The sequence below is a fragment of the Luteibacter sp. E-22 genome, assembly GCF_049913125.1.
Classification (GTDB): domain Bacteria; phylum Pseudomonadota; class Gammaproteobacteria; order Xanthomonadales; family Rhodanobacteraceae; genus Luteibacter.
The window spans coordinates 495,222-511,707 of sequence record NZ_CP183975.1 but is presented as its reverse complement, the minus strand read 5'-3'; the positions used below and the strand labels follow the sequence as shown (position 1 = coordinate 511,707).

Below are 16,486 nucleotides of genomic sequence, written 5' to 3'. Positions count from 1 at the left end.
CACCTCCCTGGAGTCACCCTGCGGACGGTCCGATCTTCCCCTGGATCCGACCATCCACCGGCCCCGAGAGCTCCCCTGGCTCTCGGGGTTTTTTTTGCCCGTGGCAAAGACAGAGCCTGCACATTCACACCCGCATCCTCTCGACCACATCGAACCAGGAGGGGAAGGCATATGCGCGCAGGTCTCATCATCGTCGGCGTCATCCTGATCGGCCTAGGCCTCTGGGTGACCCTGGGCAACGGCAGCTACAGCAAGACCGACACGGTCGCATCCATCGGTTCGGCCAAGATCGAAGCCACGCACGACAAGGCCATTCCGCAATGGGTAGGGATCGCGGGCATCGTCATCGGCGGCATCGTCGCCGTGGCGGGGATCGCGCAGAAGCGTTGACGCGGCACGGGGGCCGGGACGGCCCCCAACCGCTACAATAGGTGGATGGATGTTTCCCACCTTCTCGACTCCCTCAACGACGCCCAACGTGAGGCCGTCAGCGCCCCGCCCGGCCATTACCTGATCCTCGCCGGCGCCGGCTCGGGCAAGACCCGGGTACTGACCAATCGCATCGGCTGGCTCACCCAGGTGGAGCGGGTGCCGCCGTGGGCGATCCTCGCCGTCACGTTCACCAACAAGGCCGCCGGCGAGATGCGCACCCGCCTGGACGGGATCATTCCCGGTGGCACGCAAGGCCTCACGGTAGGCACGTTCCACGGCATCGCGCACCGGTTGCTGCGCCGTCACTGGCGCGAGGCAGGCCTGGTCGAAGGTTTCCAGATCCTCGATTCCGACGACCAGCAACGACTGATAAAGCGCGTGATCGCCGGCATGGGCCTGGACGAGGCCCGCTTTCCGCCACGTCAGGCGTCGTGGCAAATCAACAACTGGAAGGACGAAGGCAAGCGACCCGACGCGATCGAGCATCGCGACCACCCGGTGACCCGTACCTTCGTGGAAATCTACAAGGCTTACGAACAGCAATGCCAGCGGGCCGGACTGGTGGATTTCGCCGAGCTCCTGCTGCGTGCGCACGAGTTGTGGCTGAAGGACCCGCAAGTCCTCAAGCACTACCAGGATCGCTGGCGCTACCTGCTGATCGACGAATTCCAGGACACCAACACCTTGCAGTACGCGTGGATACGCGTGCTCGCCGGCAGCACCGGGCAAGCCTTCGTCGTCGGCGACGACGATCAGGCGATCTATGGCTGGCGCGGTGCCAAGGTGGAGAACGTGCAGCAGTTCCTGCACGATTTCCCCGGCGCGAAGACGATCCGCCTGGAACAGAACTACCGCTCCACCTCGACGATCCTGAAGGCGGCCAACGCGGTCATCGCGCGCAATGGCGGCCGTCTCGGCAAGCAGCTGTGGACCGATGGCGGCGAAGGTGAACGCATCGCCCTGTATGCCGCGTACAACGAACAGGACGAGGCGCGCTTCGTCATCGAGCGCATCCGTGAGTACGTCGCCGAACACGGCAACGCACGCGACTGCGCCATCCTTTACCGCTCCAACGCCCAGTCGCGCAACTTCGAAGAACAGTTGATCCAGCGCGACCTCCCTTATCGAGTCTATGGCGGTCTCCGCTTCTTCGAACGCGCCGAGATCAAGGATGCCCTCGCCTACCTGCGTCTCGCGTCGAACCGTCACGATGACGCCGCCTTCGAACGCGCCGTGAACACACCGCCGCGCGGCATCGGCGACCGCACGCTCGACGAGTTGCGCCGGCGCGCACGCACCGACGGCAGTTCCATGTGGGAGGCGTCGCTCACCGAGGCCTCCATCGGTTCAATGGCGGGCCGCGCGAAGAATGCGGTAAAGGCCTTCATCGGCCTGATCGACAACCTCGCACGCACCTTCGCTGGCCACGGTGAAGGGGATGGTGAAGGGAACGACGCGCCAAGTGCGCTCGGCCTTGCCGAACAGATCGAGCACGCCATCATCCACACCGGACTGCGCGACTTCTACGAGAACGACAAGCGCGGCAACGGCGAGGCGCGCGTGGAGAACCTGGACGAGCTGGTCAACGTTGCCAGCCGCTTCGAGATGACCCCGGAAGACGTCGATGCCGGCCTCAACGAACTCTCCGCTTTTCTATCGCATGCCGCGCTGGAAGCCGGCGAAGGCCAGGGCGAGGCCTGGGACGATTGCGTGCAGTTGATGACGCTGCATTCGGCAAAGGGCCTGGAGTTCCCCGTGGTCTTCCTGGTCGGCATGGAAGAAGGCCTGTTCCCGAGCCAGCGCTCCACGGAGGAAGACAACCGCCTTGAGGAAGAGCGCCGCCTGGCCTACGTAGGCATCACGCGCGCCCGCGAGCGGCTCTACCTTTCCCACGCGGAATCGCGCCGCATGCACGGCACGGAGATGCTGGCCCGGCCGTCCCGCTTCCTCGGTGAGATCCCCCCCGACCTGATCGACGAGTTGCGCCCGCGCGTCCAGGTCTCGCGCCCGGCCTATGCCGACCGCTACGCGTCTTCGGCCGTGGAAGAGGCCTCTCCGATCCGCCTCGGTCAGCGGGTCAGCCATCCGAAGTTCGGGGAAGGGACGATCGTAAGCGCCGAAGGCGCCGGCGCGCATATGCGTGTGCAGGTGAACTTCGAAGATGCCGGCAGCAAGTGGTTGGTTTACGCTTACGCGAATCTGACCGCGTTGTAGGGGGCGTCCGGCCGGACAGCCGGCGCGGAGGAAGGGGGAAGGGAACCGCATGATCGTCGGCATCGATCTGGGCACGACCCACAGTCTCGTCGCGGCGTGGTTGGACGGGGCTCCGCGCCTGATCCCCAACGCGCTCGGCGGCGTGCTGACACCGTCGTGCGTCGGCGTCGACGAAGATGGCAGCATCCTCGTCGGGGAGGCCGCCCGTGAACGCCTTCAGACCCATCCGCAACAGACCGCCTCGCTGTTCAAGCGCTACATGGGCAGCTCTCGCAGCGTGCGCCTGGGCGATCGCGATTATCGTGCGGAAGAGCTTTCCGCCCTGATCCTGCGATCGCTGAAGGCGGATGCCGAGGCTTTCCTCGGCGAGCCGGTCACCGGGGCCATCGTGACCCTGCCCGCTTATTTTTCGGACGCGCAACGCAAGGCGACGCGGTCGGCCGGCGAACTCGCAGACCTCAAGGTGGAGCGCCTGCTCAACGAGCCGACTGCCGCCGCGCTCGCCTATGGACTGCACGATAGGGGGAGCGAGACGCAATTCCTTGTTTTCGATCTCGGCGGCGGCACGTTCGACGTATCTATCCTCGAGATGTTCGAGGGTGTCATGGAGGTACGTGCCAGCGCGGGCGACAACATGCTCGGTGGCGAGGACTTCACCACGCTGATCGTCGATCTCGCCTTCGCGAATGGCATGCCTGAAGCAGCGCGTGACGATCCGCGCTTCATGCAGCGCCTGGCGGCCAGCGCCGAGCGGGTCAAGCGGGAATTGAACGCCGGCGGCGTCGCCTCGCTGGACGTTCGTTACGAAGATCGTTCGATCCGGGTCGACATCGACGCCCAGGCATTCGAGAAACTGGCCCAACCGCTGCTCAACCGCCTCTGGCGCCCGATCGAGCGCGCCATGCGCGACGCGCGCATCCGTGCCGCGGATCTCGACAGCGTGGTCCTGGCCGGCGGCGCCACGCGCATGCCCATGATCCGCGCACTCGCCACGCGCATGTTCGGCCGCTTCCCCGCCGTCGGCCATAACCCGGACGAAGTGGTCGCCATGGGTGCCGCGGTGCAGGCGGGACTGAAGATGAAGGACAAGGCGCTCGACGGGATGGTGATGACGGACGTCTGCCCGTACACACTCGGTACCGAGGTCGTGCGCCAGCTGGACAACGGGTCGCAGGCACCGGGATTCTTCGTGCCGGTGATCCAACGCAATACCGTCGTTCCCACCAGTCGCGTCGAGCGCTTTTCGCCGGCGACGCCCGAGCAGAAGCTGATTCGCATCGGCGTCTACCAGGGCGAGTCGCGCATGGTCCGTGACAACATCGCCCTCGGCGAACTCACGATTCCGATTCTGCCAGGCCCAGGGCACGGCGATGGCGTCGATGTCCGGTTCACCTACGACGTGAACGGTCTGCTGGAAGTCGAAGTGACCGTCGTCGCCAGCGGCGAGGTGAAGCGGCTGGTGATCGAGAGCGGCGAGGCGCACATGCCTGCGGACGAGATCGCACGGCGACTGCAGGCGCTGTCGGCCCTCAAGGTACACCCACGCGACACGCTCGAATACCGCACCCTGCTCGCCCGCGCGGAGCGTCTCTACGAGCAACTGCCAGGCGAACTCCGCGAGCGGTTCGGCCGTGTCATCCTTCGTTTCGAGCAGGTGCTCGCCACTCAGGACCAGCGACTGATCGCACGTAACGCCGTGGGGTTCCGCGAGTCCTTGCAGGCGATCGAGCGCGACGATCGATTCGCGCCGGACCCGGCGAACTGAGCATGACGCTGCCCTGGCACCTGGATGTCCTCGGACTTCCCGCGCACGCGGACGAGATCGCGGTGCGCCGGGCGTACGCGGCGGCGATCCGAAAAATCGACCCGGCGACCGATCCCGATGCATTCCAGCACCTTCGCCGCGCCTACGAAGCCGCGCGTACGTGGTGCGAGCAGATGGACACGGCGGCGGCGACGAGCGGCGAAGCGTCTGCCGGCGGACCTGCGGTCGCGGCCAGCGGCGCGGTGGACAAGGAAGACAAGCCATCACTGGAGGAATCGCCCGCACGCCCGGTCGATTACACGGTGACGCTTGCCTGGCGATTCGCCGCCGATGTCGGCGCACATCGGGCCGAAGGCATACAGCGCATGCTCGACGATATCCTCGTGGAATTACGCACTCAGTATATCGACGCGCCCGGCCAGTTCGAGGAACACCTGATCGACCTTGTCGGACTGCAGCGCATCGCACACCGGGCGGAGGTATTCGCCGCCGCGGAAATGCGTTTTCACTGGGACGAGGTGGGACACCTCGCTGCGCTGGGACAACGTGGTCAGTGGGTCGACGTGGTGATGTCCCAGCGTGAGGCGTGGCTCACGCTTGCGGTGGATCGGCGACGGGCATGGCTGGACCTGTTCGCGCAGGCCGAGACGCGCCTCGACAACGCCCTGTTGCGGCATTGGCCGGAAGTCGCGAAGCTCAACGAACGCTTTCCCGCATGGCTCGGTCTCCATCTTTCTGGCGAAACGCTCCAAGCGTGGCGCGCGGGATTCGATACCCAGGCCGCCGTTGCTCCCAGGCGCGGCCTTCGACGATTGAGGTGGCATGCCGCGGCCATCCTCGTGGTGACAGGCATCGTCGGCACAGCGAGTATTGCGATCAAAGACTTCGTAAGGTCTCCGTCCGTGTCGCCGATCTCACTTCCCAGCGCATCCTCCCCCCAGGACACGCCGCTTCGATGCATGGAGCTCTACACGGAATTGGACAAAGCGGATGCATTCGCTGGCAAGCAACCAGACGACGTCGCTGCGCTGAAGACTCGCGCTCACCGCTGCCAACAGGCCGGACGCTGGCACGCACAAACGAGAGCCTCCCCGAGTTTGTCCGACACGGATGCAATGCCGCACTGATTCCCTTGACCCATGGCTGCGTCAAGTCCACGTGGGTCATACAGAAGTTCGCAGCTGGGCATTCCCCTAGTTGGGACACGGGCATATCCGATTTGTCTCAGGGAAAATTTCCGACAGCGTCACCAGGGCTAGACAGGACAGTCAAGCGGCCCGCGGCTTTGGCAATCTTGCGTTGCCAATCCCAAGCGATTCGTTAATGTCGACGAATCAATGGAGACGCAGGAGATAGGGATGAAAAGAAAATTGCTGACGCTGCTCGTCGGATCGTTTGCCTTTGCTGGCCATGCATTTGCCGGTGGACAAGAAGAAAACCGTGAACTGGAAGTTTCGCTTAAAGACTCCAGCAGACCCTCGATGTGGAGCAACGGAACCATCTCGGTCACGCTGAAGAACAATGGTAAGTCGACGATCTATCTTCCAAAGGTTCAAACGCCTCTGTACACGCCCGAAAATCACCTCATGAACAATGTCTTCAAGGTAGTCGACGAGCGAGGTGATGCGGCAAAATTCATCGGCCGCCATGTTCGGGTATTGCCAGAGGATGGAGATAGCTATTACGGGCGCCTGGCACCCGGAGAAACACTCTCGCACGAGGTGGATCTCACCGCGGATTACAAGCTTCTGCCTAGCACCCACTACGAACTGAGCTATGAACAGTCATATGCCTATGGCTACAGCCAGGAGGAAGGTGGTCGAGGTCAGCTCAAAGACCATCGCTTGATGGAACCGAGCAACACCATCACGTTCACGTATATGCCCCAGCACGACCACGCCCTGACGCACATTTTGTGAGTTCTTGGGCCCGGAAGACGGTGGACTATGTGTACGGCCGGAATGGAGCGCACGAGTTGACGACATCCAACCGAGCGAATGCTGTCAAGAATGCGGACAAACTGATGTACTTCGTTGGTGCTGCCAACCAGTGATCAGGGCGACAAGCGCGGCACGCCATGCTGGTCGCGCTCTTCCACTGCCGTGACACGGGTGTCGATGCGACGGCTGCGCAACTCGTCCGGCAAGGCCTCGGTCGCTTCCCCACGGGCGAGCGCCAGAGCGTTGCGATAGCAGCGCTGGGCGAGTTCCGGATGGTCTTCGCCGACGTAGACATCGCCCAGGGCTTCCCAGGCGGCCACGTTCGGTTCGATCGCCAGCGCACGTTCGAGATACGGCTTGGCCTTGCCCCAAAGGCGCGTACGCACGCACATGCGCCCGACGGCGGTGAGTAGCACGGCGTCGTTGGGATGGGTGTCGATCCAGCTTTCGGCGCGACGCAGGCGCTGTTCCAGGTCTTCCGCGCCCATGCTTCCGTAGGTGGCGACAAGCGACGGCGACCATTCGCGACGCAGCGCGGTCTCGATCTCGTCCATCGCGGCCATCGTCTGGCCGAACCGCGCGGCTTGCTGCGCATAGGCATCCACGGCGGCAGGCAGGCGGCGCTGGCCCTTGGGCAATTGCGACCACAACGTGGCCAGCGAAGCACCATCGGGAGCACTGCGTACATAAGCGGCGAGTACACGCGACTCGATCTCCGCGTAGGCACGCGAGCCCAGCTCGCCACTCTTTTGCAGCGGATCGAGGGCACGCAACGCATTGCGCGGCTCACTGGTCTCGAGCGAAGCCTCGGCGAATTCGATCCAGCCCGCGGGCGTCAGTCCACCGCTGTTCGCCTCGGGCGCCAGCAAGGTGGCTGCCTCGCTCGGCCGGCCGGTACGACGCAGCAGACGCGCGCGCATGACCCGCGCGGCGCGCGGCGCCTCCTGCGCGGCCTGATCGAGTGTTTCCAACGCGCGGGCCGATTCGCCATGGCGTTCCGCGGCTTCGGCGGCGGCGAGTAAGGCCGGACCGCGTACCGACGGATAGCGGGCCGCCCGGTTGAGGTCGCGTTCCGCTTCGCCGTGGCGTCCCTCGATCAACGATACGAGGCCATCGGCGAGGCGCTGCCGGCTCAGCCGGCGATGGCGCCGGGTCATCGCACCGAATGGCCAACGGATCAGGGCGACCAGCACCGAAACCGCCGCCCAGGCGAGCAGCAGGAGTACCACCGCCGTCACCACGGTCATCTGCACGTTGGTACCGCGCAGATGGATAAGCACGTAACCCGGGTCGTCCGCGACCCAATGCCAGGCGAAGGCGGCGATCGCCGCGATGAGGATCAGGCCGACGATCCAGCGCCAGAGCTTCATGGCGTGTCCTCGTGCGGCGTCGCGACCGACCCCGCATGCGCGGGAGCCGCCGTGGATGCGCCGCCTTTCAGCGCATGCACGGAGCGCAGGTTGCGCAATTCGGTCAGCGCGGCGCCAAGCTTCGGCTCGGCACCCTTCGCCTGGCTGGCCAGCAGTGCCGACACGCGCGAACGTGCGGCCTGCACCGCCGGCGAGGACGTGTCGAAGCGCGCGGCGAGCGTGGCGTCGACGCGCTTCAATGCCGCTTGCCGGTTCACATCGTCGTAAGCAAGCACCGCTGCCTCGGCATGCGCGACATCCAGCGCGGCCAATTCGCGGGCGATCCTGTCGTCGGCCAGACCCAACGGCGTGCCGTCGTCATGGCTGACCTTCACGATGCTGCCGAGGGCGTCGCCGGCTCGTTGCCAGAAGTCGCGCTGCGATTTGTCGGCCGTTTTCGTATCGGAACTCTTCAAGGGCAGGGTCGGCAACTGCGCACGCAACTCGGCCAACGCCGCCAGGTCGTTCGCGCGTGCGACGGGCGCCACGGCGGCGAGCGCCTCGCGCTCGGCGCCGACGTTCTGCCTCACCGCGGCGAACGCGACGTCGTTCACGGCCGCGAGCGTCTTGTCGGCGAGGTCGTAGGCGGACAACGCGCCACTGGCATCGCCGAACAGCGCGAAGCGCTCCTTGGCCATGCGCAGCAGCGATTCGGCCTCGTCCAGCAGCATGGCGTCGTGGCCGCTGAGGCTGCGTTCGCTGAGGTTGGCGACAGCGTCTTCCAGGTTACGTGTGCGCTCGGAGACGCCGAGCATTTCTTCGCGCGCGGACCGGTTGACTCCGTCGGCGTCGCTGACCCGGCGGCGAAGCGTGGCATTGTCGTCGCGCAATCCCTCGACGGCCGCCTTCAAGGTATCGACCTGTCCGCGCAGGCCATTGGCCGCGCCGACGTCCTGGCGCAGGTTCCAGACCGTCCATGCGGTGTAGCCGGCCGCGCCAAGCGCCGCCAACGAGAACAGGATGGCCACGGCCAATGCACCGCCGCCGCGACGGGGCGCGGAAGCGGGTGGCCTCTCTGTGCGAGCGGACGGCGGCGTGGCGGCCGGGGCCGGCGTCGCCGGGGCGGTATCGGTCGGAGAGGTCTCGTTCGTCATGCCGGGCATGCTAGCAGGCCATACGCCAACGCATGGAACACCTCCCTCAACGGCGGGTGAACGAGACCTCGCTGGCGGCCTGGAGCAAGTCGGTCGGAAGGGCCGAGCGGGCCACGGTTACGCGCTCGAATCCCGCCTGCATCGCGATCTCGCGCAAGCGCTCGCTGCTGACGACCGCCACGGCCTGGACCAGCCTTCGCCAGGCCGGGGCGATCAGGGCCCGGTGCAGGTGATCGAGGGCCTCGGCGCTGGAAAGCAGCACCGCCGAGCGGCGCCCCAGCTTCAGCAAGGGGTCGATATGGCGCCGGTCGATACGGGGCGCCACGCGATGGTAGACATGGATTTCCTCGATCAGCGCCCCGCGCAGGGCCAGTTGCTCGCGGATCAGCCCCCTGCCGCCAGGCGCCCCCACCAGAGCCACGCGCTTGCCTGCCACGGAGGCCAGGTCCGGGAGCGCGAGTACTCCCTCGCTGTCTTGAGAGGTTTCGGGGAAGCGCACCTCGGCGACGCTCGCCGTCTTCAGCGCACGCGCCGTGCCACGACCCACGGCGATCACGGCCGCGCGGGTGGCCAGGGGCAATATATCGGCCGCGAAACGCACGGCAGCCGGGCTGGTGAACACGAGCACGTCACCCTCCAGTGCGCGGCGCAGGGCCGCATCGACGGCCGCTGCGTCCTCCGTGGCGCGCAAGGAGAGCCCGGGCACGCTCACGGGAATGCCGCCGAGCTTGCGAACGCGGCGGGCCAGGGGGCCGGCGGTACCGGCGGGACGGGTGATGACGACGGTAACGTTACGAAGGGGAAGGGAGCGGCTCACTTCAAGGCATCCTGCGAGTGACAGGTCAGCATAGGAAGGTGGGGGCGCGGCCACCAATGCCGAAGGTTGGGGCAAGCCATACGGATGCGAACGGATCGCCGCGCCTCGTAGACTTGACGGCTTATGACCATGATTCAAGCTGCCCTGGCCGATCTCGAGCGCTTCATCCTCGACGGCATTCCCCTGGCCCGCGCCATGGAACTGCGTATCGCCGCCTTCGACGGCGAACGCCTGACCATGACCGCGCCGCTGAAGCCCAACATCAACGACAAGGGATGCGCGTTCGGCGGCAGCCTGGCCAGCTTGATGACGATCGCCTGCTGGGCCCTGGTCGAGGCCTGTCTGCGCCAGCGCGGCGACGACTGCGACGTCTTCGTGGCAGATTCCACCGTGCGCTATCTCGCCCCGGTGTGGGACGACCTCCGTGCGGAGGCCAGCCTGGCCCCGGGAGCCCGTTGGGAACCCTTCTTCGCCACTCTCGACGCCCGTGGCCGCGCCCGCGCGGACTTCACCTGCGTGGTTCCGGGAGCCGACGGCAAGCCCCTGGCCAGCCTGGATGCGCGTTTCGTGGCGAAACGCCGGGCATAATGCCGCCCGACGCCCCGAAGGAAGCCGCCATGCGCCCGTTCGCCCTGCCCGCCCTCGCCCTTACCCTCATGGCCCTCGCGGGCTGCGCCTCCGACAAGCGCAGCGAGGCACTCAACCGGACCCTCATGGGCTACGCCTCGGCGATCCGCTGGGGTGACTTCACCCAGGCGCAGACCTTCATCGACAAGGACTACGCCGAGGAACACCCCATCAGTTCCGTCGAGCAGGGACGCCTCCAGCAGTTGCGGGTCACCGGCTACGACGAGGGCGCCGGCCCGCGGCCCGACGGCGACGACGATGTCGTTCAGGTGGTTCAGATCAGCGCGGTGAACATCAATACCCAGGCCGAGCGCAGCATCGTCGATCGCCAGCGCTGGCATTACGACCGCGAAAAGAACAAGTGGCGGCTGATGACCGGCCTGCCGGACTTCTCGCCACGCTAAGCCGATATAATCGGCCGTTTATCCCCCTGGGACGCGAAAAGACACGATGAACGACGTACTGCAGAAGTTGCCCGCCTTCGTGAGCAACCACACCGCGCTGGTGGCGCTTTTCGTGGTGATCCTGGTCGCCCTGGTCGCGGGCGAAGTCGGTCGTCTGTTCCGCAAGTGGAAGAGCCTGACACCGGCCGGCCTCACCCAGCTGATCAACCGCGACACGCCGTTGATCGTCGATCTCTCGGCCAGCGCCGATTACGAGAAGGCGCACATCCCCGGCGCGAAGAACGTGGCGATGAGCCAGTTCGACCCGGAGACCCAGAAGGATCTCTCGAAGGCGAAGGAATTGCCGGTGGTGCTGGTCGACAAGGACGGGCGTGGCGTGGGCAAGGCGGCCAACCGCCTGATCAAGGCCGGCTTCAGCAAGGTGTTCGTGCTCGACGGCGGCACCTACGCCTGGCAGACCGCGCAGCTGCCCGTGGTGAAGGGCAAGAAATAGTCAGAGCCCGTGGATGCCGGCCCGGCCGCGCAAGATCGCATCCAGCACGTCGGGCGCCACGTCGAACGAATCGAAGTAGAGCCGGTCCTCCGGCAGGTTCGCCTCGACGAACCGCTGCCGCCCTGCCGCGATCATCGGCGGCGGGCCGCTCATGTAGAGATCGAAGTCGGCAAGGTCGGGGTGATCCTCCAACACGGCCTCATGGATCAGCCCTTCGCGCAGACCGCTCATCCGTGCCGCCTGCGGGTCCGAAAGCACCGGAATGAACGTGATCGTGGACAACTCCTCGGTCCAGCGCCGCGCCAGGTCGATGAGGTAGAGGTCGGCCACGGTGCGCGCGCCCCAGTAGACGAACATCGGCCGCCGCGTACCGAGCGCGATGAAGTGCTCGACGATCGCCTTCACGGGGGCGAAGCCCGTGCCGCCGGCCACGAGAAGCATCGGCCGTTCGGAATCCTCGCGGGGAACGAAGGTGCCCAGCGGCGCCTCGATGGTCAGGCGGTCGCCCACGCGCAGCGATTCATACACCCATGAGGTGAATCCACCGCCCGGCACGTGGCGAACGTGCAGTTCGATCCTGCCATCCGCGCGTGGGCCGCTCGCGATCGAGAAAGGACGATGCTTGCCATCCTCGAGGATCACGTCGAGGTACTGGCCCGGCAGCCAGTTCAGCCGCTCGTTGTCCGTCGGCTGCAACCACACGCCCACGACGTCCGGAGCCAGGGCCCGTCGCTCCACCACCACGACCTCCAGGCGGCGATGCGGAATGTCTTCCACCGAGGCGATTTCACGCGCCTGGATGGCGATATCGCCACAGGGCACCGCTTGGCACAACAGGATGGCCCGGTGCTGGCGCGCCGATGCCGACAAGGCCACCGGCGGATTGCGCGGGTAGCTGCACTCGCCCTCCACCAGGGTGGCCTTGCAACTGCCGCAGACACCGCTGCGGCACGAATACGGGAGGGCGATTCCCGCGCGCTGGGCGGCTTCGAGGACGGTCTCGTCCGCGGCGGCTTCGAATCGCTTGCCGGACGATGTCAGGGTTACGGTGGGCACCTGCGCATTGTAGGACAATGGCGGCTTGCCCCACAGGATCACGCGGAACATGGCCATCTGGAAGCAACCCATCGACCTCGCCCGGATCAACGGCTGGAGCCGTGGCACGATGATGGAAACCCTCGGCATCCACTTCACCGCATTCGGCGACGACTGGCTGCGCGGCACCATGCCGGTGGACCATCGCACGCAGCAGCCGTTCGGGCTTCTCCATGGCGGTGCATCGGTCGTCCTGGCCGAGACGCTCGGAAGCTCGGCCGCCCTGCTCACGCTGGACGTGGAAAAGGAACTGGCGGTAGGCCTGGATATCAACGCGAACCACATCCGCGGCGTGCGTAGCGGTATCGTCACCGGCACCGCCAAAGCCGTTCACCTGGGCCGCACCACCCAGGTGTGGGAAATCCGCATCGAAGAAGAGAGCGGCAAGCTCGTCTGTCTTTCACGGCTCACCATGGCGGTGATTCCCTCCACGGGTGGCGCACCGGGAAACCTGCGCACGTGAGCGATGCCGCGCCGTATGCGGCGCTGTCGCCGGATGTCGTGCTCGCCGCGGTGGACGCGGCAGGTTCGTGGAGCGACGGCCGCCTGCTCACGCTGAACAGCTACGAGAACCGCGTGTTCCAGGTCGGCCTCGAAGACGGCGGCTTCGTCGTCGCCAAGTTCTACCGGCCGGGCCGCTGGACCGACGCGGCGATCGAAGAGGAACATGCCTTCGCGCTGGAACTCGCCGCGGCGGAATTACCCGTCGTGGCGCCGCTCGTTTTCAACGGGCGTAGCCTGCTCCGGCAAGAAGGATATCGCTACGCGCTGTACCCGCGGCGCGGTGGCCGTGCGCCTTCGCTGGAATCGCCCGACCAACTGGAATGGCTGGGCCGGTTGCTGGGAAGGATGCACGCCGTCGGTGCCCGCGAACGTTTCCATGCGCGCGCCACGCTCGATCGCCCGACCATGATCGAGGCGCCGGTGCGGGCAACGCTGGGCTCGGACTTGCTGCCCACGCACCTCTTCGACGCTTATCGCCATGCGGCAAGGCGTGTCGACGAGGCCGTGGCCGGCTGCATCGACGCCATCGGCCCCGTGCGTTCCATCCGCCTGCACGGCGACTGCCATCCGGGCAACGTCCTGTGGACCGACGCCGGTCCGCACTTCGTGGACCTCGACGACGCGCGCATGGGCCCGGCGGTGCAGGATCTGTGGATGCTCGCCGGCGACGAGGCGATGATGGACGCCCTGCTCGAGGGCTATGGGCAATTTCGCGACTTCGATCCCACGGAGTTGGCCCTGGTGCCCGTGCTACGGGCGATGCGGCAGGTGCATTACGCCGGCTGGATCGCGGAACGCTGGCACGATCCGGCGTTCCCGGCGGCGTTTCCCTTCGCGGCCGAGGCGCGCTGGTGGGAACAGCACATCGCCGACCTGCACGAAATCGCCGACGACCTTTGACACTACCAGGAGCCTCAATGCATTCCTTCTTCGTTCGTATCATCGCGGTCTTCGAGATCGCCGGTGGACTCTTCGGCCTCGTCCACCAGTTCGACCGGCTGCTGGGTGCGCGGGTGGTCGGGATGGACGCGATCGTGGCCGTACTCGGCGTGCTGCTGTTCGGTTTCATCCTCGTCGCCGGCGTGCTCCTGGCGAGCAACGACGGACGCGGCACCTCCATGTCGATCTGGGCGCAGTTCCTCCAGGCCCCGCTGCTGGCCACGCCCTTCTTCAGCTATGCACTCTCCAGCGGCGCCTTCGCCAATCTGTCGATGACGCTGCAGCGTTCGCCGCGCCTCGGTTTCGACTGGGCCATCGCCGAACATGGATGGCTGCTGGCCATCGCCGGCCCCTCGGCCGCGCATATCGGGATCAACCTGCTCGCCCTGGTTTCCTGGCTCGTCCTGCGCTTCGGCCGCTGAGCCCCGGTATCATTCACCGATGAACAATCCAGCCGTCCCCACCATCCACCTCAAATCCGACCGCGTACCCGGCCATCCCTGGGTCTGGTCGGCACAGATCGCCAAGCCCGGGGAGCGCCTGCCGCCGGGTACCGTGGTGGATGTGCTGGACGCCAAGGGACGCTTCGTCGGACGTGGCTTCTGGAACGGCCATGCCCGCGTGGCCCTGCGCCTCCTGACCACGGACCCCGCCCAGGCCATCGACGAGGGTTGGATCGCGGCCCGTATCGCCCGCGCCGTGGAACTGCGCCGCGAACTGCTTCGGCTGGACGAGGTGAGCGACGCCTGGCGCGTCGTTCACAGCGAGGGCGACGGGCTGTCCGGCCTGGTGGTGGACCGCTACGCTGGTCACCTCGTGGTCGAGTACTTCGCCGCCGGCATGTGGCGCTTCCGCGAAGCGATCCACGCCGAGCTGCTCCGCCACTTTCCCGGATCGTCGTTGCACTGGTTCGCCGAGCAGCACGTGCAACGCCAGGAATCCTTCGACGTGCGCTCGAACGACGCGCCGTCGGCCGTGGACGTGCACGAACACGGGCTGGCCTTCCACGCCGCTCCGGGCCTGGGTCACAAGACGGGCTTTTTCGCCGACCAGCGCGACAACCGTCGCCGCTTCGCCGGGCTCGCCCGTGGCCGCCGCGTGCTCGACCTGTGCTGCAACGCCGGTGGCTTCGCGGTGCATGCGATGAAGGCCGGTGCCCTGGAAGCGACGGGCGTGGATGCCGACGCCGCCATCCTCGAGGTGGCTCGCGAGAACGCACGCATGAATGGCGTCGAGGCACGCTTCGAGCAGGGCGACGTCTTCGAATGGCTGCGCGCGGCGATCGCCCGTGGCGACACCTGGGACGCCGTCGTCCTCGATCCGCCCAAGCTCACCCGTGACCGCAACCAGGTGGTGAACGCGTTGAAGAAATACTTCGCGATGAACCGCACCGCGCTGGATGTGCTGGCACCCGGCGGCATCCTGCTCACCTGCTCCTGCACGGGCCTGGTCGGCGAAGACGACTTCCTCGAGATGATCCGTCGCGTGGCGTTGAACTCGGGCCGCGACATCCAGGTGCTGCACATCGCCGGCGCCGGCCCGGACCATCCCGTGGCAAGCAACGTACCCGAGAACCGCTACCTCAAGGCGGTGTTCTGCCGCGTCGGCTGACGGGTCGTTCACCCGGTCTTGATCGGCCACGGGAACATAGTGCCGGCCATGTCCAGGAAACCTCCGGCCGACGCCCTCGTGGTGGTAGATGTCGAACGGGCCCACGCGAAAGCGGCGGGCCTCGTTTATGTGTGCGATACCGATCCAGGCATCACCCGGTGCAAACGGGGCCGCTCGTTCCGATACCTGGACGCGGAAGGCAAGCCGGTCACCGAGCCATCGGTGCTCCAGCGCATCCGCTCGCTCGCCGTCCCGCCCGCCTATACGGGCGTGTGGATCTGCGCGAACGAACGCGGTCACCTGCAAGCCACCGGGCGCGACGCGCGAGGCCGCAAGCAGTACCGCTATCACCCGCGCTGGCGCAGCACGCGGGACCGTGGGAAGTTCGAGCGAATCCTGGAGTTCGGCGAAGCGCTGCCGAAGTTGCGTCGGCGTTTACGCAAGGACCTCGCCCTGCCCGGCCTGCCGCGCGACAAGGTGCTTGCCCTGGTCGTGAGCCTGCTCGAGGAAACGATGATCCGCGTGGGTAACGACAGCTATGCGAAGCAGAACAACTCGTACGGATTGACCACGCTGCGCTCGCGACACGTCGCCGTGCGCAGGGGCCGCATCACGTTCCATTTCCGTGGCAAGAGCGGGCTCTGGCGTGACGTCGACCTCGACGACCGCCGCCTGAGGAAGATCGTGCGGCGCGTGCAGGAATTGCCCGGGCAGCGTCTGTTCCAGTACGTGGACGACGAGGGCGACTGCCAGCCGGTGGATTCGGGCATGGTGAACGACTACCTGCGCGATGTCATGGGTGGCGAATTCACCGCGAAAGACTTCCGCACCTGGGGTGGTACGGTGCAAGCCGTGGCCGTGCTCGGCGCGACCGCTCTTCCCGTCGATGGCGGGGATCGCGTGTTGAAGGCGATCCTCGCAAGCGCGGTCAAGCAGGTCGCGACCGTACTAGGTAACACACCGGCGGTCTGCCGCGCCTCGTACATTCACCCGGAGGTTTTCTCCGGCTGGCTGGAGGGCGAACTGCACCGCCGCATCCCCGAAACGACGCTGCGTTTTCCGCGGAAATTGGAAACCTCGACCCTCGCTTTTCTGCGTCGACGACTTCGTGTCGCGAACCGCTCCCGTTGAGGCGAACGGAT

17 protein-coding genes are annotated in these 16,486 nt (G+C 66.3%); 13 read left to right on the top strand and 4 right to left on the bottom strand.

The window, feature by feature from the left end:
* The first annotated feature begins 171 nt into the window (after positions 1-171).
* The 5 genes from ACN9M2_RS02235 (at position 172) to ACN9M2_RS02215 (ending at position 6,330) form a co-directional block, all read left to right on the top strand.
* Entirely contained in the window at positions 172-390 is a 219-nt protein-coding gene (locus ACN9M2_RS02235) for a hypothetical protein (RefSeq protein WP_426286559.1), read from the top strand.
* Between the two features lie 45 nt (positions 391-435).
* The gene (gene uvrD / locus ACN9M2_RS02230) at positions 436-2,646 is read left to right on the top strand and encodes a DNA helicase II (RefSeq protein ID WP_426286558.1); all 2,211 of its coding nucleotides are present in this window, start codon (positions 436-438) and stop codon (positions 2,644-2,646) included.
* 49 nt (positions 2,647-2,695) lie between these two features.
* Positions 2,696-4,411: an Hsp70 family protein gene (locus ACN9M2_RS02225; protein ID WP_426286557.1), complete on the top strand. Its 1,716-nt coding sequence runs from the start codon at positions 2,696-2,698 to the stop codon at positions 4,409-4,411.
* A 2-nt stretch (positions 4,412-4,413) separates the two neighbouring features.
* Positions 4,414-5,538, top strand: a complete 1,125-nt coding sequence (locus tag ACN9M2_RS02220) for a hypothetical protein (protein WP_426286556.1) — start codon at positions 4,414-4,416, stop codon at positions 5,536-5,538.
* Positions 5,539-5,769: 231 nt separating this feature from the next.
* Positions 5,770-6,330: a hypothetical protein gene (locus ACN9M2_RS02215; RefSeq protein WP_426286555.1), complete on the top strand. Its 561-nt coding sequence runs from the start codon at positions 5,770-5,772 to the stop codon at positions 6,328-6,330.
* A gap of 134 nt (positions 6,331-6,464) precedes the next feature.
* Here ACN9M2_RS02215 and ACN9M2_RS02210 read toward each other — a convergent pair whose 3' ends face one another.
* Genes ACN9M2_RS02210 through ACN9M2_RS02200 form a run of 3 tightly spaced genes read right to left on the bottom strand, consistent with a single transcriptional unit; the run spans position 6,465 to position 9,671 of the window.
* Positions 6,465-7,721 carry a heme biosynthesis protein HemY gene (locus ACN9M2_RS02210; protein WP_426286554.1) on the bottom strand — a complete coding sequence of 419 codons (1,257 nt, stop codon included), beginning with the start codon at positions 7,719-7,721 and terminating at the stop codon, positions 6,465-6,467.
* A complete protein-coding gene (locus ACN9M2_RS02205; RefSeq protein WP_426286553.1) occupies positions 7,718-8,854 on the bottom strand; it encodes a uroporphyrinogen-III C-methyltransferase in 1,137 nt (378 codons plus the stop codon). Before ACN9M2_RS02205 ends, ACN9M2_RS02210 begins: the two co-directional genes overlap by 4 nt.
* Positions 8,855-8,900: 46 nt before the next feature.
* Complete coding sequence (locus tag ACN9M2_RS02200; protein ID WP_426286552.1) at positions 8,901-9,671, bottom strand: uroporphyrinogen-III synthase; 771 nt, start codon at positions 9,669-9,671, stop codon at positions 8,901-8,903.
* A 129-nt stretch (positions 9,672-9,800) separates the two neighbouring features.
* On the opposite strand from ACN9M2_RS02200, the gene ACN9M2_RS02195 reads away from it, so the two are divergent.
* The 3 genes from ACN9M2_RS02195 to ACN9M2_RS02185 are packed head-to-tail and all read left to right on the top strand — an operon-like array spanning position 9,801 to position 11,195.
* Positions 9,801-10,259, top strand: coding sequence for a YiiD C-terminal domain-containing protein (locus ACN9M2_RS02195; protein WP_426286551.1), 459 nt, complete (start codon positions 9,801-9,803; stop codon positions 10,257-10,259).
* 29 nt (positions 10,260-10,288) lie between these two features.
* A complete protein-coding gene (locus tag ACN9M2_RS02190; protein WP_426286550.1) occupies positions 10,289-10,702 on the top strand; it encodes a hypothetical protein in 414 nt (137 codons plus the stop codon).
* Between the two features lie 46 nt (positions 10,703-10,748).
* Positions 10,749-11,195 carry a rhodanese-like domain-containing protein gene (locus tag ACN9M2_RS02185; RefSeq protein ID WP_426286549.1) on the top strand — a complete coding sequence of 149 codons (447 nt, stop codon included), beginning with the start codon at positions 10,749-10,751 and terminating at the stop codon, positions 11,193-11,195.
* Here the strand turns inward: ACN9M2_RS02185 and ACN9M2_RS02180 are convergent, their stop codons facing one another.
* Positions 11,196-12,308, bottom strand: a complete 1,113-nt coding sequence (locus ACN9M2_RS02180; protein WP_426286548.1) for a 2Fe-2S iron-sulfur cluster-binding protein — start codon at positions 12,306-12,308, stop codon at positions 11,196-11,198. It lies immediately after the preceding gene.
* On the opposite strand from ACN9M2_RS02180, the gene ACN9M2_RS02175 reads away from it, so the two are divergent.
* The 5 genes from ACN9M2_RS02175 to ACN9M2_RS02155 are packed head-to-tail and all read left to right on the top strand — an operon-like array spanning position 12,301 to position 16,475.
* A complete protein-coding gene (locus ACN9M2_RS02175; protein WP_426286547.1) occupies positions 12,301-12,753 on the top strand; it encodes a hotdog fold thioesterase in 453 nt (150 codons plus the stop codon). The two genes, ACN9M2_RS02180 and ACN9M2_RS02175, sit on opposite strands and share 8 nt — an antisense overlap.
* Positions 12,750-13,694 carry a serine/threonine protein kinase gene (locus ACN9M2_RS02170; protein WP_426286546.1) on the top strand — a complete coding sequence of 315 codons (945 nt, stop codon included), beginning with the start codon at positions 12,750-12,752 and terminating at the stop codon, positions 13,692-13,694. Before ACN9M2_RS02175 ends, ACN9M2_RS02170 begins: the two co-directional genes overlap by 4 nt.
* 17 nt (positions 13,695-13,711) lie before the next feature.
* Positions 13,712-14,155: a hypothetical protein gene (locus ACN9M2_RS02165; RefSeq protein WP_426286545.1), complete on the top strand. Its 444-nt coding sequence runs from the start codon at positions 13,712-13,714 to the stop codon at positions 14,153-14,155.
* A gap of 19 nt (positions 14,156-14,174) precedes the next feature.
* Complete coding sequence (locus ACN9M2_RS02160) at positions 14,175-15,344, top strand: class I SAM-dependent rRNA methyltransferase (protein WP_426286544.1); 1,170 nt, start codon at positions 14,175-14,177, stop codon at positions 15,342-15,344.
* 48 nt (positions 15,345-15,392) lie between these two features.
* Positions 15,393-16,475 carry a DNA topoisomerase IB gene (locus ACN9M2_RS02155; protein ID WP_426286543.1) on the top strand — a complete coding sequence of 361 codons (1,083 nt, stop codon included), beginning with the start codon at positions 15,393-15,395 and terminating at the stop codon, positions 16,473-16,475.
* Positions 16,476-16,486 lie beyond the last annotated feature (11 nt).

What these genes read in the sequence shown, in the direction of transcription:
- ACN9M2_RS02235 (WP_426286559.1), top strand. Translation starts at nt 172, where the DNA reads ATGCGCGCAGGTCTCATCATCGTCGGCGTCATCCTGATCGGCCTAGGC.
- uvrD (WP_426286558.1), top strand. Translation starts at nt 436, where the DNA reads ATGGATGTTTCCCACCTTCTCGACTCCCTCAACGACGCCCAACGTGAG.
- ACN9M2_RS02225 (WP_426286557.1), top strand. Translation starts at nt 2,696, where the DNA reads ATGATCGTCGGCATCGATCTGGGCACGACCCACAGTCTCGTCGCGGCG.
- ACN9M2_RS02220 (WP_426286556.1), top strand. Translation starts at nt 4,414, where the DNA reads ATGACGCTGCCCTGGCACCTGGATGTCCTCGGACTTCCCGCGCACGCG.
- ACN9M2_RS02215 (WP_426286555.1), top strand. Translation starts at nt 5,770, where the DNA reads ATGAAAAGAAAATTGCTGACGCTGCTCGTCGGATCGTTTGCCTTTGCT.
- ACN9M2_RS02210 (WP_426286554.1), bottom strand. Translation starts at nt 7,721, where the DNA reads ATGAAGCTCTGGCGCTGGATCGTCGGCCTGATCCTCATCGCGGCGATC.
- ACN9M2_RS02205 (WP_426286553.1), bottom strand. Translation starts at nt 8,854, where the DNA reads ATGACGAACGAGACCTCTCCGACCGATACCGCCCCGGCGACGCCGGCC.
- ACN9M2_RS02195 (WP_426286551.1), top strand. Translation starts at nt 9,801, where the DNA reads ATGATTCAAGCTGCCCTGGCCGATCTCGAGCGCTTCATCCTCGACGGC.
- ACN9M2_RS02190 (WP_426286550.1), top strand. Translation starts at nt 10,289, where the DNA reads ATGCGCCCGTTCGCCCTGCCCGCCCTCGCCCTTACCCTCATGGCCCTC.
- ACN9M2_RS02185 (WP_426286549.1), top strand. Translation starts at nt 10,749, where the DNA reads ATGAACGACGTACTGCAGAAGTTGCCCGCCTTCGTGAGCAACCACACC.
- ACN9M2_RS02175 (WP_426286547.1), top strand. Translation starts at nt 12,301, where the DNA reads ATGGCCATCTGGAAGCAACCCATCGACCTCGCCCGGATCAACGGCTGG.
- ACN9M2_RS02180 (WP_426286548.1), bottom strand. Translation starts at nt 12,308, where the DNA reads ATGGCCATGTTCCGCGTGATCCTGTGGGGCAAGCCGCCATTGTCCTAC.
- ACN9M2_RS02165 (WP_426286545.1), top strand. Translation starts at nt 13,712, where the DNA reads ATGCATTCCTTCTTCGTTCGTATCATCGCGGTCTTCGAGATCGCCGGT.
- ACN9M2_RS02160 (WP_426286544.1), top strand. Translation starts at nt 14,175, where the DNA reads ATGAACAATCCAGCCGTCCCCACCATCCACCTCAAATCCGACCGCGTA.
- ACN9M2_RS02155 (WP_426286543.1), top strand. Translation starts at nt 15,393, where the DNA reads ATGTCCAGGAAACCTCCGGCCGACGCCCTCGTGGTGGTAGATGTCGAA.